Raw genomic sequence first — 15,426 nt, forward strand, 5'->3', positions numbered from 1 at the left:
CCATTTCTGAAGGAGAACCCATGTTAAATGTCGGCATCATCGGCGCAAGCTTCGCGCGGGACGCCTATCTTCCCGCCTTCGCTCATATCAAGGGAGCCCGGGTCGTCGCGCTTGCGTCTGGGCGGCTGGAAAGCGCGCGGGCCGCGGCGGAGCCTCATGGCATCACGGCGGTCTATGATGACTGGGAAAAGATGCTGGCCGAACACCGGTTTGATCTGGTCTGCATCGCGACGCCCACGGTGATGCATGCGCCGATGGCGCTGGCTGCGATCAGCCGGGGCGCGCATGTGCTGTGCGAGAAGCCCACCGCGATGAACGCGGGCGAGGCGCGCCGGATGCTGGATGCCGCGCGCGCGGCCAACCGGCTGCACATGATCGACCACGAGTTGCGCTTCAACCCGACCCGCGCCCGGATTGCCGAGATGATCCATGGCGGCGATCTGGGGGATGTCCGCCACGTGAACATCACGAATATCGGGGCCTCCTGGGCCGATCCGGCCTCGCGCCCCAAGGGCGACTGGTGGTCCGATGCGTCCATGGGCGGCGGGCGGTTGGGGGCCAATGGTTCGCACCAGGTCGACATGCTGCGCTGGTGGCTGGGAGAGCCCGCCTCGGTCATCGGTCAGGCGCTCACGGTTCTGCCCGACCGGGTCGACCCCAGGACCGGAGAGGCCTGGACGGCGACCGCCGATGACCTGTCGCATTTCACGCTGGAGATGCGCTCGGGCGCGCTGGCGCAGGTCTTCATGAGCGGGGTCGCGGCCACGAATATGGGCAACGAGACGCAGGTTTTCGGCTCCAGGGGCACGCTGACCTTGTCGAACAGTGACGAGAAGCTCTATTTCGCCAAGGCCGGGGAAAGCTTCAAAGATATCAGCGTGGACGATCCGAACGCCTTTCTGGAGGGGTTGAATGCGGGGATCTGGAACGTCTCCGTTCTGGCCGCATTGCAGGAACTGACCGGCGCGATCATCGAAGACCGCGGGCTGCGGCGCGGCGCAAGCTTCGTCGACGGGCTTCGCAACCAGATGGTGCTGGACGCGGTCATCGCCTCGACCGCCGGCCGCAAATGGGTCGATCTCGACATGTCGGGCGCCGTCTGATGCCCGCACTGGCGGAACAGACGGTCGTGATCACCGGGGCGGCGCAGGGGCTTGGCGCCGCGATTGCGCGGGTCTTCGCGGGGCAGGGCGCGCGGCTGGTGCTGATGGATCTCGACGCCGAAGGTCTGGCCGCGGTGAAGGCAGCGACCGGCGGCAGGACCGAGATCCTGACCGTGGATCTTGCCGATGCGGAGGCCACCGCCGATGCGATTGCCGCGATCCGGGGGCCGGTCGGCACCTTGATCCACAATGCCGCCATATTGCGGCCCGAGCCCTTGGAGCAGGTCAGCCTTGCGACATTCAGGGCGACGATGGATGTGGGCATACAAGCCGGTTTTCAGCTGTCTCAAGGCGTTTGGAGCGGTATGAAGGCGCAGGGCGGCGGGGCGCTCATCTTCGTCTCCTCGCAATCGGGCATCAAGGGATTTGCGGATGAAACCGCCTATTGCGCGGCGAAACACGCGCTGGAGGGGTTCTCCAAATGCCTTGCCCTGGAGGGTGCGGCCCATGGCATCCTGTCCTGCACGATCACGCCGGGCAAGGCGATGCACACCCCGATGTCGGAGGCGAACTATCCGCCCGAGCTGAAGGCCGAATGGATCGATCCCGCGCGCCTTGCGCCTGCCTTTGCCCATATCGCCACCGCCCGTGACATGGCGTTGAGCGGCCAGCGCCTGAATGCCTGGGATCTGTCGCAGGAGCATCCGTTGTGAAAGACATCTACGCCTATATAGACGCCCATGCGGACGAGTTCGTAGAGGATCTTCAGACCTTCGTCCGGCAACCCTCGGTCTCGGCGCAGGATATCGGTCTGCGCGACTGCGCGGCGCTGATCCGGGATATGATGCACCGCGACGGGCTTCCGGCGGAGTTCCACGAGCTGGAGGAGGGGCCGCCTGTCGTCTATGGGGAAATCCCGTCCGGATCCCGCAAGACGCTTCTGTGTTATTCCCATTACGACGTGCAGCCCCCCGAACCGATCGAGGCATGGAGTCATGGCGGCCCGTGGTCGGGCGCAGTGGTTGACGGCGTGCTTTACGGGCGCGGCGCGACCGACAACAAATCCGGCGTTCTGGCCTTCAACAAGGCGGCCAAGGCATTTCTGGCGGTGCGCGGAGAGGTGCCTGTGGGCCTGAAGCTTCTCATCGAAGGAGAGGAAGAGATCGGCTCGCCCAATCTCGGGCCATGGGCCAAGGCCAATGCCAAGATGCTCGAAGCGGACGGGATGCACTGCCTCGATGGCAGCCTTGAAATCGGGGTCGAGGTGCCGGACGTGTCCCTCGGCCTGAAATCGGTGCTGTTCGTGGAACTGATCGCGCGGGGGCCGCGGACGGATGTGCATTCGCTGAACGCGCCGCTGGTGCCGAACCCGGTCTGGGATCTGGTTCATGCGCTGGCCACGATCATGGATCGCGAGAAACGCATTCTCATTCCCGACTGGGCCGAAGGTATCTACGAGCCCGATGCCGAGGATATGGGATATCTGGAAGACAAGGCCGCGCGGATCGATTTCGACCTCCTCAAGCAGGAAATGGGCGTCGACGCCTTCGCGCTCGGCCGCGATGGGGTCGAGGCGCTGAAGGCGCGGACCTACGAACCGACGGCCAATATCCAGGGCATCACGGGCGGCTATACCGGGAAAGGCACCAAGACCATCGTTCCGTCCGAAGCGCGGGTCCGGATGGATTTTCGCCTGATCCCCAACATCTCGCCGGCGAGGGCGATCGTGAAGCTGCGCGATCATCTCAAGGCGCAGGGCTTCGACCGGATCGAGGTGAAGGGCGAGGCGCGGACCGAAGACCCCTACAAGATCTCCGCCCGCGAGGATATCAGCCAATCGATCATCGCCGCCGCTCATGAGGTCTATGGCGAGCCGCCCATCGTCAACGGCGTCTCTGCCGAGGGGGCGATCCTGAAACATGTCTGGATCCCCTGCGTTCTGACCGGTTTCGCCAATCCGGGCTGCAATCTGCATGCCCCGGACGAGAACATTCATATCGACAAGTACATCCAGGGCATCAAATACGCCGCTGCCATCATGGACCATTTCGGCCGCTCCTGAGCGGCCTGACTGAAAGGACAACTCAAGATGCCCAAGGTCGATATCGCCTTCGACACCTACCACGATTACGAGGCGCTGACCGCGCATCTGCATGCGCTGGCCGACGCCTACCCGCATCTGTGCACGCTCACCTCCATCGCCAGGAGCTTCCAAGGGCGCGAAGTCTGGTTTCTGACGATCACGAACCCCGAGACGGGGCCCGCATCGGAAAAGCCGGGCTTCTACATCGACGCGCAGATCCATGCGGAGGAGCATGCGACCAGTGCCACGGCGCTTTATGCCTGCTGGTATCTGCTGACCAAGTACGGGCAGGACGAGGAGGTGACGCGGCTTCTGGATCGGCAGGTGTTCTACATCGTCCCCCGCATCAATCCTGACGGGGCGGAATACGCGCTGAACGCGCCCTATCATCCTTGGTGCGGAAATGGCCGCTTCCTGCCCGGCGAGGACCGGATCGAGGGGCTGATCCCACAGGACATCGATGGCGACGGATACATCGTCCAGATGCGCGTTCCCGACACCAAGGGCGAGTGGAAGAAGGATGACGAGAACCCTGACATCATGGTGCAGCGCGAACCGGGGGAGGAAGGTGGCGAGTATTACCGCCTCTACCCCGAGGGGATGATCCGCAATTACGACGGCGTCCATGTGCATATCGAGATGCAGCAGGACGGCAACATGAACCGCAATTTCCCGACCAACTGGACGCCGCAGGAATACGGCGCGGGCGACCATCCGTTTTCCGAGCCCGAAGCGGCGGGCATCGGCAAATTGATCCTGGATCATCCCAACATCACCGGCATATGCGCCTATCACACCCATGGCGGCATCATCCTGCGGCCGTCCATGCTGCAGCCCGACAGCGAGATGAGCCCGCCCGATCTGGCGCTTTACAAGGCGCTTGGCGAGGTCGGGGAGCGGCTCACCGGGTATCCCACGATCTCGGTCTATGAGGATTTCACGCCCGACAAGACCAAGGCGCGCCATGGCTCCCTGACCGACTGGACCTATGAGGAGATGGGCATCATCTCCTTCGCGACCGAGCTTTGGGATCTGGAGCGCACCGCCGGCGTGCCCAAGGAAGGCTATTACAACCTCGGCCCGCGCGACGCGGCCACCCAACGGCTGGTGCATGACTGGGTGGTGGAGAATGTCGGCGCGCACGGGTTCCGCCCGTGGAGCGCGTTCGACCACCCGCAGCTTGGCCCGGTTGAGGTGGGCGGGATGGTCTACATCTGGAGCTACCGGAACCCGCCCGGCAAAATTCTGGAAGAGATCTGCCACAACAATGTGCTCTTCAACCTCCGCCATGCGGCCGCCGCCCCGCGGATCGCCGTGGACACGCTTGAGGTGGAGGCGCTTGGCGCGGATCTGCACCGGGTCACGGCGGTTGTGTCGAACCACGGTTATCTGCCCACGAACCTGTCGGATGTCGCCGTGAAGAACGGTGTCGCGAAGCCCGTGACCGTGGAGCTGGACTGCGACGGCGCCGATCTGGTGATGAACCCGGGCGACGTGAAGCTTGGCAACCTCGCCGGGCGAAACGAACGCCGCTATGCCTACTCCAACTGGGGTCAGCAATGGTCGCCGGTGACAAAGAAGGTCGAATGGCTTGTGAAGGCGACCGCGCCGGCGGCCAGTGTCACGGTCACGGCACGCTCGGAAAAAGGCGGCGTTCATCGGCAAAGCGCCGCGCTTGATTGAGATCGGAACCAAGGGAAAGGACCCCCTGACATGACATCTTCCGCCATCACGCTCAGCAGCCCGCCCGATGTGGCCCGTGCGCCGACCTATGAACACGCCTCCCGCGCGGGCGATTTCATTCATGTGGCGGGGCAGGTGGCCCGCGACGAAAACGGAAACTGGATCGGCGGCGACGATGCCGGCGCCCAGGCCGTTCAGGTCTACCGCAACATCGGCCGGGTTCTGGCCCATATGGGGGCCGGGCCGCAGGATGTGGTCAAGATCACCGTCTACATGCTCGACCGGGACGACAGCGCGGCGATCACCAAGGCGCGGCTGGATTTCTTCGGGGATCACAAGCCGCCCCATACCGGGCTGCTGGTCGCGGGCCTTGGCGGGCCGCAGGTCAAGCTTGAGGTGGAGGTGGTGGCATATCTGCCGGGCTAGGGCGCATCGTCCGGCGCCGGGCCCTGCGGGCGGGAGCGGGAGCGCTCTCTCATGCCGACAGCAAATCGGCCCCGGCGGGGGTGGGCCCGTTCGCACAGGCATTCGCGACAGCCGTCAGGACATGGCCCGTCCCGTGCACGGTGCGGATCAGATCCCGGTCGAGCCCCGCCTCGCCGAGTTTCCTTCGCAGCCTCGCCACATGGGCGTCGATCGCCCGGTTCGTTGCGGTCACGCTGTGGCCGTACAACTCGCGCATCAGACGATCCCGGGACACGACCTGACCGGACGCCTCGACAAGGCAGCGCAGGATCGCGAACTCCATGGCGGTCAGCGGGATCGGTCGGATGAACTGATCGAACAGCGTGCGGCGCGGAATGTCGAGGGTGAGCCCGGCGAAGCTGTAATGCTCCGTCTCGTCTTCCGTGGTCTTGTCGACCACCATGTGCCGCCGCCGCAACACGGTGCGGATGCGCGCCAGAAGCTCGCGCGGCTCGAAGGGTTTGGTCAGATAATCGTCGGCCCCGATTTCCAGACCGATGATCTTGTCATAGATCTCGTCGCGCGCGGTCAGAAAGATGATCGGCATGGACGAACTCTTGCGTAGTTCCCGCGCGATGTCGAAGCCATCCAGATCGGGCAGGCCCACATCGAGGATCATCAGATCGAAATCGCGATGCTCCATAGCCACGCCCATCTGCACGCCGGATCCGGCGGTGGAGATATCGAAACCCTGCTTTGTCAGAAACCGGTCGAGAAACTTCGTGAGCTGTCGATCGTCATCTACTGCAAGGATGCTATCTGCCATTGACCTGGGCCTTTCCTGGATCGTCAACTACCCATAATAGGACTGGAGGATGCAGCATTGATCTCGATCAAACATTTGTCTTGGGCGATGATCGCATCTGCGGTGGTCCTGATCTGGGCGCTTGCGGCGGGGCTGCATTTCGGCGCCGAAACCCGGCGGCATTTTGCGGATCTGACCGAGAGCTGGACCCTGTATTCCAGCGAAGCCGAGCAGACCGGAGACTGGATCAGTGCGATCCGCGGGCATCTGGGCTACGGCGGAATTATCCACAATTTCAAGAACTACGTGATCCGCCAGGATCCCGGCTATCGCGACGAGGTGCTGCGGCAGCTGGAGCGGTTCGACGGCGTGGTCGCGGCCTACAGGGCAAGTGAGCCGTCCGAGGCGGAACAGGCCGCGCTTGGCGATATCGTCGATACGGTCGCGCGCTACCGCGACAACCTGGCCATCGCCGACAGGGGGGCCGCGGCCAACTGGCCGGCCGAGCGCACCGACGGTCTGGTGCGGGTGGATGACGCGCGCGCCATCGCCGGGCTCGCCACGCTGGAAACGGTCTGGCGCGACGCGCGGCGGCAAGGCACCGCGCGGCTTATCGATGCCGTGCGGCGTGGCGAGACGCTTACGATCACCGGGTTCGTGGCGATGTTCCTGCTGGTGGTCGCGGCGGCGGTCCTGTCGACGCTGATCTTCGTTCTGGCTCGGAACGTCCGCCGGTCGGTGGCCCGTCTGGCCGAAGAGCTTGCGGCGCGCGCCCGGGTCGAGCGATCCGAGAAACTACTGGCCGAGGTGGTCGAGCAGAGCCCGGCCACGATCCTGATCACCGATACCGGCGGGGTGATCCGCTATGTCAACCGCCGCTTCGAACAGGCCTCGGGCTGGCCGCGGGAGGAGGTCATCGGGCAGACGCCGAAATTCCTCGAATCCGGGGATACGCCGCGCGACGATTACAGGGAGATCTGGCGCCTGTTGCGCAACGGGGACCGATGGCAGGGCCTGTTCCGCAATCTCCGGCGCGACGGGTCGAGTTTCTGGGTCGATACGGTGATCCTGCCGCTTCGCGGCACCGACGGGGTGATCCACAGCTATGTGGGCGTTGGCGAGGATATCACGGACCGGCGCGAGGCCCGCGATCAGGTCGCGCGCGCCCAGAAACTGGAAGCGGTGGGGCTGCTGGCCGGGGGGATCGCCCATGATTTCAACAATATCCTGACCACCATCGTCGGATCGGCCCATCTGGCCGCGGAAGAGGCCGCGCCCGGATCGGAGCAGGCGCAGGACATCGCGCAGATCTCCATCGCGGCCCGCCGCGCAAAGGCGCTCGTCCGGCAGCTTCTGGGATTCGCCCGCCGGGAGACGTCGAAATCCGAGCCGATCAAGCTTGACGGCGCGATCGGGGAGGCCGCCGATCTGCTGCGCGCGGCAATCGCGCCGACCATCGTGATCGAGACGCCCGACGATGCCCCGATCTGCGTTCTGGCGGATCAGACCCATCTGCATCAGATCCTGATCAATCTTGGCACCAATGCGGCCGAGGCGATTGGCGAGCGGCCCGGATGCGTCCGCTTTTCGGTGGAGCGGCTGACCGATCCGCCCGCGGATCTGCCCGGTCGCCCGGATGGCTGGGTTCAGCTTTGCGTCGATGATGACGGCCCCGGCATCCCCGAGGTCGAGCGGCAGCGGGTGTTCGACGCCTTCTACACCACCAAGCCGTTGGGAAAGGGGTCGGGGCTGGGCCTCGCGGTGGTGCAGGGGCTGGTTCAGGATATGGGCGGGCTGGTGCGGATCGGGACATCGCCGGACGGGGGCGCGCGGTTCTGCGTCCTGTTGCCCGCGGCCGCGGCCACGGCCGGTCAACGGGCGGTGCCCAAGGCGGGCGTGCCGCCGCATGGCCATGGCCGGCTTCTTCTGGTCGATGACCGGACCGAGATTGCCGCGACCTTCCGCCGGGTGCTGGAACGCCTGGGCTATCGGGTGGATGCCTTCACCGCGCCCGAAATCGCGCTGAAGGCCTTCCGCGAGAAGCCCGACCGCGTCGATCTGGTGATTTCCGATGTGGTCATGCCGGGCATGTCCGGAACCGAGCTGGTGACCGAAATGCGCAAGCTGCGGCCCGATCTTCCGGTGGTTCTGTGGACCGGGTTCAAGAGGGCGGCACTCGATCTGCCGGGCCCGGTGCCGGCGGTGTTGAGCAAACCCGTCGACCCGCTTGATCTGGCGCGCGCCGTTCATGAGGCGCTCTTGCCCGCCAGGCGGCCCTGAGCTGCGCCGTCCCGCGCGGCCGTTACATCCCGTCACATCTTTTCACGCTTCGTCACCCCGCCCGCAACATGCGTTAACAGCGGGCCCGTTAACCTTTGAGTTGACCCCGCGACCCTGCGGCGCGCTTTTGCCTGCGCCAAGGGTCCGCCGGTGTGAGCGTCAGGAACTGAAAGGACAGCAAGATGCGAGAAACCCCCACCTTTCTGCCACGGGCTGCCCGTCGCCTTGGTGGTGCGGCCCTGGCCGCCTTCTTGATGGCAAGTGCCGCAATGCCGCAAGGCGGTGCGCCGGACGTATTCGCCCCGCTGCCGGATCCGCGCGAGGTGAACGCCGCGCGCGCAGCCCTTGGCGAGATGTTGTTTTTCGACAGCCGGCTCTCGGGCGACATGGCCAATTCCTGCGCCACCTGCCACAGCCCCGAAACCGGCTGGTCGGATGGCCGGCCGATGTCGACCGGCTATACGGGCGTGGAGTACTTCCGCAACGCGCCCAGCCTCTTCAATGTGGCGAACCGCACCTATTTCATGTGGGACGGGCGGCTTGACGGGGCCGATCTGGGCACGGTCGTGCGCGACATGATCACCGAAAGCCACACGATGCTGATGGACAGCCGCCTTATGCAGCACCGTCTGGCGCAGGTTCCCGAATATGCCCGGATGTTTCAGGACGCCTATGGAAACGAGCCCTATGCCGGGCGCATCTACGGTGCCATCGGCGAATACCTGAAAACCATCCGCACCGAAGGGGCCCCTTTCGACGCCTATCTGCGCGGGGACGAGGCCGCGATGTCCCAGGCCGCGCTGCGCGGCATGGAGCTGTTCGCGGGGGAGGCGGGATGCGCCGCCTGTCACGCCGGCGCGATGCTGTCGGATGGCGGGCTTCACGCCACGGGCGCCCCGGATCACCCCGAGCTTCTGGGAACGGGGGGCGATGCGGAAATGACCGCGCTGCGGCAGATCACGTTGCTGCGCCACTACGCCACGATGGGCACGCCCAATTACATGAACCTGCGCGAAGATGTCGGCAATTACGTCGTGACGAAGGACGAGGCCGACTGGGGCCGCTTCGTCACGCCCTCCCTTTGGGATGTGGGGCAGACCGCGCCTTACATGCATTCGGGCGTCTACGGCACGCTTGAGGAGGTCGTAGCCTTCTACAACGAGGGCGGCGGCGCCGACGACCGCGGGGGGCTGGAGCCGCTGGATCTGGACGATCAGCAAATGGCCGATCTGGTCGCCTTTCTGGACAGCCTGACCGGCAGCGCGCCGAACGTCACGGTGCCGGATTTGCCCGATTACGCGCTTCGTACCCTGGGCCAGAATTGAGGAGAGACAATATGAAACGATTTGCAGTCATCCTCGGCGGCGCATCGGTGCTCGCGCTTGCGGCGGCGGCCAATGTGGCCGCCGATACGGAGGACTTTCCCCCGCTTCAGACCTTGGGGCCACCGCCCATTCCGGCCGACAACCCGATGAGCGAGGAGATCGTCGAACTGGGCGAGATGCTGTTCTGGGACGGCCGGCTTTCCGGCAACGGAACCATGCCTTGTTCGGCCTGCCACCTGCCGGATGTCGGCTGGGGCAACGGGACGCCGATTTCCTTCGGCTATTCCGGCAACCAGCACTGGCGCAACAGCCAGACGATCCTGAACTCGGCCTATTACACCCGGCTTTTCTGGGACGGCAGCCAGACCTCGCTTGAGGCGCAGGCCCGCGCCGCCGCAGGCGGGGCCGTGGGGGGCAATGGCGACGGCTCGATGATGGAGATGCGGCTGCGCTTCGTTCCGGATTATGTCGAGCGGTTCAACGATGTCTTCGGGACGGACTATCCCCGCATCAGCCATGCGTGGAATGCGATTGCCGCGTTCCAGCGGACGGTGGTGACCGACGCGGAGCAGGTGCCCTTCGATCGCTACCTTGCGGGCGACGAGGGCGCGATGAGCGACAGCGCCCTGCGCGGCATGGAGCTTTTCAACGGCGAGGCGGGCTGCATCGCGTGCCACAATGGTGCGCTCGGCTCCAACCAGCAATTCTACAACACGGGCGTTCCCACGCCGCCGGAGTTCAACGAGTTTCCCGAGTTCCAGCTGGTCATGCTTTGGGAGACCTATGCCAAGGGCGCTTCGGAAGAGCTGTACCGGACGGTGACCGACGACATGGGTCTTTACCATGTCACCAAGCGGCCCGGCGATATCGGCAGCTTCCGCACCCCCTCGGTGCGCGAGCTGGTATGGACCGCCCCCTATATGCACAACGGCGTCTTCGCCACGCTGGAGGACGTCGTCGCCTTCTACAATGCAGGCGGCGGAGAGGATCAGACCGCGGGGCTGGAGCCCCTGAACCTCGACGATCGGCAAATGACCGATCTGGTGGCCTTCCTGGAAGCGCTCTCGATGGACGAGCCGCTTCTGATGGAACCGCCGGAGATCCCTGAAACCGCAACCTGGGCGGAGTTCGACCAATGACACACAAAGCCAAGGCCGAGGGTGTCGGCCAAAAACACCCCTGTTCGGCAGTCAGCCGCCGCCAGTTCCTGATCCTGGGCGGAGCCTCCGTCGCGGTGCTGGCCACCTACGGAACGGGTGCCGGGGCGCAGCAGCTTGTCTCCTCCTCCTATGTCAGGACCGTGGTCGGCAAGGTGTCGGATCTTGTGTCCGGCGAGGCCACGACCTTCCTCTATCCCAATGACGACGTCGAAAACGTCCTCGTGATGCTTGACGAAGAGGCCGGGGGCGGCGTGGGCGAGGGGCGCAACATCGTCGCCTTCAACACCATCTGCCCGCATATGGGCGGCTATATGGGGGCCGCCGATTTCCATGCCGAGCATTCGGTGCTCGGGCCATGCCCGCTGCACCTGTCGACCTTCGATCTGACCAAGCACGGCATGATCGTATCCGGCCATGCCGTGGAGAGCCTGCCGCAGATCGTTCTGGAGATCGACGGCGATGACATCGTGGCGACGGGCGTGATGGGGCTGTTCTACGGCTATAACCAAAACCCCTCGGGCGAAGCGTAACATAGGAGCACGACCATGAATGAGACCGTCGTCAACAACCGCGATTACGTGCCCCTTCCGCCGCCCGACGCGGAGATTCTGACCACTGCGTGCAGCTATTGCATCGTCGCGTGTTCCTACAAGGTCTATCGCTGGCCCGTGGGACGGGAGGGCGGACAGGCCGCCGACCAGAACGCCTTTGGCGTGGAGTTTCCCACTTTCGGCGCGCCCTGGGTCGCGCGCAGCCAGCACAATATCGGCATGCATGAGGGGCGCCCGCACCATTTCGTCATCATCGCCGATGCCGATGCCGAAGTGGTCAACCCGAACGGCAACTATTCCGTCCGGGGCGGCACGCTCGCGCAGAAGATCTACAATCCGGATACCCCCACGCGGGACCGTCTGAAATACCCGCAGATCCGCATCGGCGGCATCCTGACCCCGGTAAGCTGGGATCTGGTGACCGATGTGATGGCGGATATCTCACAATACATCCTCTCCGAGTATGGCGAGCATGCCTGGGGTATGAAGACCTATTCCTACGAGTATTTCGAGAACACCTATGCGATCTCGAAGCTGGTCAACCGGGGCGTCGGCACGCCGGTCTATGCGCCCCACGACAAGCCGCAGGCCGCCGAGGACGCCGCCGGGCTGGACGATGCGGGGATCAACTCCTTCGCGGCCTCCTATGAGGACTGGGGATCCTGCGATGTTGCATTTCTGTCAGGCGTAGACCCCTATGAGACCAAGACGGTGCTGTTTACCGAATGGATGATGGGCGGCGCCAATCCGGGCAAGCAGATGATTTTTGTCACCCCGCACCGGACCATGGGCGTGGAGTACGGCATCCGCAATGGCGGCCTCTGGCTGCCGATCATTCCGGGCACCGATACCGCGCTGCATCTGGCGCTGGCCAAGATCATCATCGACAACGGCTGGCAGGATCAGGAGTTCATCGACAACTGGGTCAACAATCGTTGGGAGATCGAGTCGGGTTACGGGCGCGGCACGCGCAACACGCGCTGGCAGTGGCGCACGACCTGGGGCCGGTGGCAGTCGGATTGGGAGGATTTCCAGGAGTTCATCGCCAATGAGCCGGCCGCGGAGCTGCAAGAGGCCGCCCGGATCACCGGCCTGCCGGCCGAGGACATCCAGCGCGCCGCCGAGATGATCGCCCGCCCGCGGGAGGATGGTACCCGGCCCAAGACCTCGTTCATGTTGGAAAAAGGTAACTACTGGTCCAACAATTACATGAACACGGCGTCTCTGGCGTCGCTTGGGCTGATGTGTGGCGCGGGCAACCGGCCGGGTCAGGTGATCAGCCGCGGCGGTGGTCACCAGCGTGGTGGCATGAGTGCCGGCGGCGGACGCGGATGGCTTTCGCCCGAGAAACATCCCGGGCGCCGCAAGAAGGCGCTGAACGTGGACCGTTGGGTGATGGACGGCAATGTCCGCTTCATGTGGACCATCGGGCTGACATGGTTCCCCGCGATGCTTGCGTCGCAGGAACTGGCCAGCCGCGTTGCCGACATGACGGTGCGCAACCCGAACCAGCCCCGCTCCGTCGATCGTGACCACCTGTTCGAGGTGTTCAAGGAACGGGTGGATTCAGGGGGCATGGTGCTGGTCGACAGCGACATCTATCCGGTCGACCCGCTCAACACCCAATACGCCGATATCGTATTGCCCGCAGCCGGATGGGGCGAGGTCGATTTCGCCCGCTGCAATGCGGAACGCCGTCTGCGTCTCTATGCGAAGTTCAACGACGCGCCGGGTGAGGCAAAACCGGACTGGTGGGCCATCGGTCAGTTCGCGCAGAAGATGGGATACGAGGGGTTCGGCTGGGAGGAGTCCAACGACATCTTCGAAGAGGCCGCGCGCTTCTCCCGCACCGGGGTCCTGTCCTACAACGTGCTGGTTCGCGAGGCCCAACGCGAGGGCAAGACCGGACATGAGAAACTGCGCGAGCTTGGCACCACGGGCATCCAGACGCCGATCCGCATGGTTGACGGGCAGATGGTCGGCACGCAGCGTCTGCATGATCCGTCCAACGACTGGGGCGAGATCGAAGGCGATACGTTCGACCGCAAATGGCTCTACGCCTTCGGCACGCATACCGGCAAGGCCAACATGCTCAAGACGCCGTGGACCAATGACAGCTGGTCGGATTTCTACGAGGCGATCAAGCCGCGGGCCGAGAAGGGCGAGATCTGGATCACCAATGGCCGGGTCAACGAGACATGGCAGTCGGGCTTCGACGATCTGCGCAAACCCTACCTGGCCAAGCGCTGGCCCTGGCCGCATATCGTGATCCACCCCGATGATGCCGCGCCCCACGGTATCGAAAGCGGCGATCTGGTGGAGGGTTACAACGACACGGTCTATGTCCAGACCGGGGAGCCCGTGGGCGTGCTCGACGGAGATCTGAGCTTCTCAAGGCTGATGGAAAACGGCCATATCCGCACCACCGAAGGGCAGTTCGTGGCGGTTGCCATCGTCTCCGACGAGATGCGGCCGGGTGTGGCCAAGGCGGCGTTCAACTATCCGGGGTCCATGGCCAACTCGGTCTGTCATGCGGTGCCCGATCCGGTCAGCGGAAACTACCGCTACAAGCTTGGCCGTGGGGTTCTGCGCAGGATCGGGGAAAGCGCCTACAAGGACAATTTCCTTGAGATGTCCCTGAAACCGCGGCCGATCATGTCCTAGGCCGCGCATCAAAAGGGCCCGCCCCAACCGCGACAGCCTGCGGACCGGGGCGGGCCTTCACTTTCGGACCGGGGGTCAAAAAGAATGCGTTTGGGTGTCATTTATCCGCAGCAGAAGGCCGGGGCCGACGTGCTGCTCTGTGGCCTGGCGGCGCGGCTTGAGGCGGACGGTCTGCGTCTTGCGGGCACGGTTCAGTCCAATCCGGCCCGGGCCGATGGCTGGCGCTGCGACATGGATCTCCGCGTACTCGGTGGCGGCCCCGGCATCCGGATCAGCCAGTCGCTCGGGCCGGGGTCGCGGGGATGCAGGCTCGATCTCTCCGCGCTGGAAGGCGCGGTTGAAGAGGTGCGGGCACGGATGACGCCGGACACCGATCTTGTCATCATCAACAAGTTCGGCAAGCACGAGGCCGAGGGCCGTGGCTTCCGCCCGCTCATCGCCGATGCGCTTGCGCTTGGCTTGCCGGTTCTGACCGCGGCAAACGCGCTCAATCGGTTCGCGTTCGACAGTTTCGCCGCCGGCCTTGCCGAGACCGTTCCCGCCGACCCGGACAGGTTGCAGGCCTGGATCGACGGCGTGTTGGGAGATCAGCGGATCGCCGTCTGACGGGACGTCCCGCGCCGGTTTGGCGGGGCGGGGCAGGGGCGTGCCGACCGCCCCCGGCCAAGACGCGGACGGTTCAGGTGAAAACGCCGCGCTACCGATCCGGTCAGCTCAAGGCCTTTTTCAACGCTGCCAGCTTGTTGTTGAGATGCGCGGTCAGCAACTCGCGCAAGCGCGCGCCGTCGCGGGTTTCAAGCGCGGCGAGAATATCGTGATGCTCCTCCACCGCCTCGGCCCATCTGCTGTCCGACACGTTTGCCAAGAGCCGTGCCCGTTCAACCCGGGAGGACAACATCGTGTAATGCTGTGCCAGAACCGGATTGCGGGCCGCCGTCATCAGCGCGTCATGGATGTCGCGGTTGGCCTGAAAATACGCGGGTCTGTTGCCCGCCTCATAATGCCGGAACATATCCCGATGGCGCAGGGCGATCCGCGCGATCTCCCCATCGCTGGCCCGCGCGCAGGCCAGTTCGCCGGCCAGCCCTTCCAGAACCGCGATGACCGGGAAGGCCGCCTCAAGCTCTTCCATGGTGACGTTCGACACCCGCGCGCCCCGGTTCGATTCAAGAACCACGAGACCTTCATTGGCCAGAACCTTGAGCGCCTCCCGCAGCGGGGTGCGCGACACGCCGAGGCTTTCGCACAATTCGCGCTCGGGCACTTTTGCACCGGGCTCCAGCGTGCCCTGCACGATCGCTTCGCGCAGACGGGTCACAAGTTCTTCGTGAAGCGACGGGCGGGTCAACGGGGTGGACAGGTTCATC

General features: G+C 64.7%; 13 protein-coding genes. 11 read left to right on the plus strand and 2 right to left on the minus strand.

Annotation, left to right across the window (positions count from 1 at the left end):
* Positions 1-20: 20 nt before the first annotated feature.
* From ACQ651_RS05460 to ACQ651_RS05480, 5 genes are read left to right on the plus strand one after another with little or no spacing between them, the layout of a single operon-like run.
* A complete protein-coding gene (locus ACQ651_RS05460) occupies positions 21-1,103 on the plus strand; it encodes a Gfo/Idh/MocA family protein (RefSeq protein WP_227287532.1) in 1,083 nt (360 codons plus the stop codon).
* Positions 1,103-1,816: an SDR family NAD(P)-dependent oxidoreductase gene (locus ACQ651_RS05465; RefSeq protein WP_430448666.1), complete on the plus strand. Its 714-nt coding sequence runs from the start codon at positions 1,103-1,105 to the stop codon at positions 1,814-1,816. Before ACQ651_RS05460 ends, ACQ651_RS05465 begins: the two co-directional genes overlap by 1 nt.
* Positions 1,813-3,165, plus strand: a complete 1,353-nt coding sequence (locus ACQ651_RS05470) for a M20/M25/M40 family metallo-hydrolase (RefSeq protein ID WP_430448667.1) — start codon at positions 1,813-1,815, stop codon at positions 3,163-3,165. The genes ACQ651_RS05465 and ACQ651_RS05470 overlap by 4 nt, the downstream gene beginning before the upstream one ends.
* Before the next feature lie 27 nt (positions 3,166-3,192).
* A complete protein-coding gene (locus ACQ651_RS05475; RefSeq protein WP_430448668.1) occupies positions 3,193-4,869 on the plus strand; it encodes a M14 family metallopeptidase in 1,677 nt (558 codons plus the stop codon).
* Between the two features lie 30 nt (positions 4,870-4,899).
* Positions 4,900-5,295: a RidA family protein gene (locus ACQ651_RS05480; RefSeq protein WP_227287528.1), complete on the plus strand. Its 396-nt coding sequence runs from the start codon at positions 4,900-4,902 to the stop codon at positions 5,293-5,295.
* A 49-nt stretch (positions 5,296-5,344) separates the two neighbouring features.
* Here the strand turns inward: ACQ651_RS05480 and ACQ651_RS05485 are convergent, their stop codons facing one another.
* Entirely contained in the window at positions 5,345-6,100 is a 756-nt protein-coding gene (locus ACQ651_RS05485) for a response regulator transcription factor (protein WP_375552276.1), read from the minus strand.
* A gap of 57 nt (positions 6,101-6,157) precedes the next feature.
* Here ACQ651_RS05485 and ACQ651_RS05490 point away from each other — a divergent pair, with 57 nt between their 5' ends.
* From ACQ651_RS05490 to ACQ651_RS05515, 6 genes are all read left to right on the plus strand, one after another.
* Positions 6,158-8,359, plus strand: coding sequence for a PAS domain S-box protein (locus tag ACQ651_RS05490; protein ID WP_430448669.1), 2,202 nt, complete (start codon positions 6,158-6,160; stop codon positions 8,357-8,359).
* Positions 8,360-8,541: 182 nt separating this feature from the next.
* Positions 8,542-9,684: a cytochrome-c peroxidase gene (locus tag ACQ651_RS05495; RefSeq protein ID WP_430448670.1), complete on the plus strand. Its 1,143-nt coding sequence runs from the start codon at positions 8,542-8,544 to the stop codon at positions 9,682-9,684.
* 11 nt (positions 9,685-9,695) lie between these two features.
* Positions 9,696-10,823 carry a cytochrome-c peroxidase gene (locus ACQ651_RS05500; RefSeq protein ID WP_430448671.1) on the plus strand — a complete coding sequence of 376 codons (1,128 nt, stop codon included), beginning with the start codon at positions 9,696-9,698 and terminating at the stop codon, positions 10,821-10,823.
* A complete protein-coding gene (locus tag ACQ651_RS05505) occupies positions 10,820-11,374 on the plus strand; it encodes a Rieske 2Fe-2S domain-containing protein (protein WP_375552280.1) in 555 nt (184 codons plus the stop codon). The genes ACQ651_RS05500 and ACQ651_RS05505 overlap by 4 nt, the downstream gene beginning before the upstream one ends.
* A gap of 15 nt (positions 11,375-11,389) precedes the next feature.
* On the plus strand, positions 11,390-14,059 hold the full coding sequence (locus tag ACQ651_RS05510) for an arsenate reductase (azurin) large subunit (RefSeq protein ID WP_430448672.1): 2,670 nt from the start codon (positions 11,390-11,392) through the stop codon (positions 14,057-14,059).
* Positions 14,060-14,143: 84 nt separating this feature from the next.
* On the plus strand, positions 14,144-14,665 hold the full coding sequence (locus ACQ651_RS05515) for a DUF2478 domain-containing protein (protein WP_430448673.1): 522 nt from the start codon (positions 14,144-14,146) through the stop codon (positions 14,663-14,665).
* A gap of 103 nt (positions 14,666-14,768) precedes the next feature.
* Here ACQ651_RS05515 and ACQ651_RS05520 read toward each other — a convergent pair whose 3' ends face one another.
* Positions 14,769-15,425, minus strand: a complete 657-nt coding sequence (locus ACQ651_RS05520; protein ID WP_430448674.1) for a GntR family transcriptional regulator — start codon at positions 15,423-15,425, stop codon at positions 14,769-14,771.
* Position 15,426: the final 1 nt, after the last annotated feature.

It is taken from the genome of Rhodophyticola sp., assembly GCF_965284195.1.
In the GTDB taxonomy this organism is placed as follows: Bacteria; Pseudomonadota; Alphaproteobacteria; order Rhodobacterales; family Rhodobacteraceae; genus Rhodophyticola.

Excerpts from the sequence above, each read along its gene's own strand:
- ACQ651_RS05460 (WP_227287532.1), top strand. The coding sequence starts at position 21 with ATGTTAAATGTCGGCATCATCGGCGCAAGCTTCGCGCGGGACGCCTAT.
- ACQ651_RS05500 (WP_430448671.1), top strand. The coding sequence starts at position 9,696 with ATGAAACGATTTGCAGTCATCCTCGGCGGCGCATCGGTGCTCGCGCTT.
- ACQ651_RS05480 (WP_227287528.1), top strand. The coding sequence starts at position 4,900 with ATGACATCTTCCGCCATCACGCTCAGCAGCCCGCCCGATGTGGCCCGT.
- ACQ651_RS05505 (WP_375552280.1), top strand. The coding sequence starts at position 10,820 with ATGACACACAAAGCCAAGGCCGAGGGTGTCGGCCAAAAACACCCCTGT.
- ACQ651_RS05510 (WP_430448672.1), top strand. The coding sequence starts at position 11,390 with ATGAATGAGACCGTCGTCAACAACCGCGATTACGTGCCCCTTCCGCCG.
- ACQ651_RS05520 (WP_430448674.1), bottom strand. The coding sequence starts at position 15,425 with ATGAACCTGTCCACCCCGTTGACCCGCCCGTCGCTTCACGAAGAACTT.
- ACQ651_RS05475 (WP_430448668.1), top strand. The coding sequence starts at position 3,193 with ATGCCCAAGGTCGATATCGCCTTCGACACCTACCACGATTACGAGGCG.
- ACQ651_RS05495 (WP_430448670.1), top strand. The coding sequence starts at position 8,542 with ATGCGAGAAACCCCCACCTTTCTGCCACGGGCTGCCCGTCGCCTTGGT.
- ACQ651_RS05465 (WP_430448666.1), top strand. The coding sequence starts at position 1,103 with ATGCCCGCACTGGCGGAACAGACGGTCGTGATCACCGGGGCGGCGCAG.
- ACQ651_RS05485 (WP_375552276.1), bottom strand. The coding sequence starts at position 6,100 with ATGGCAGATAGCATCCTTGCAGTAGATGACGATCGACAGCTCACGAAG.
- ACQ651_RS05515 (WP_430448673.1), top strand. The coding sequence starts at position 14,144 with ATGCGTTTGGGTGTCATTTATCCGCAGCAGAAGGCCGGGGCCGACGTG.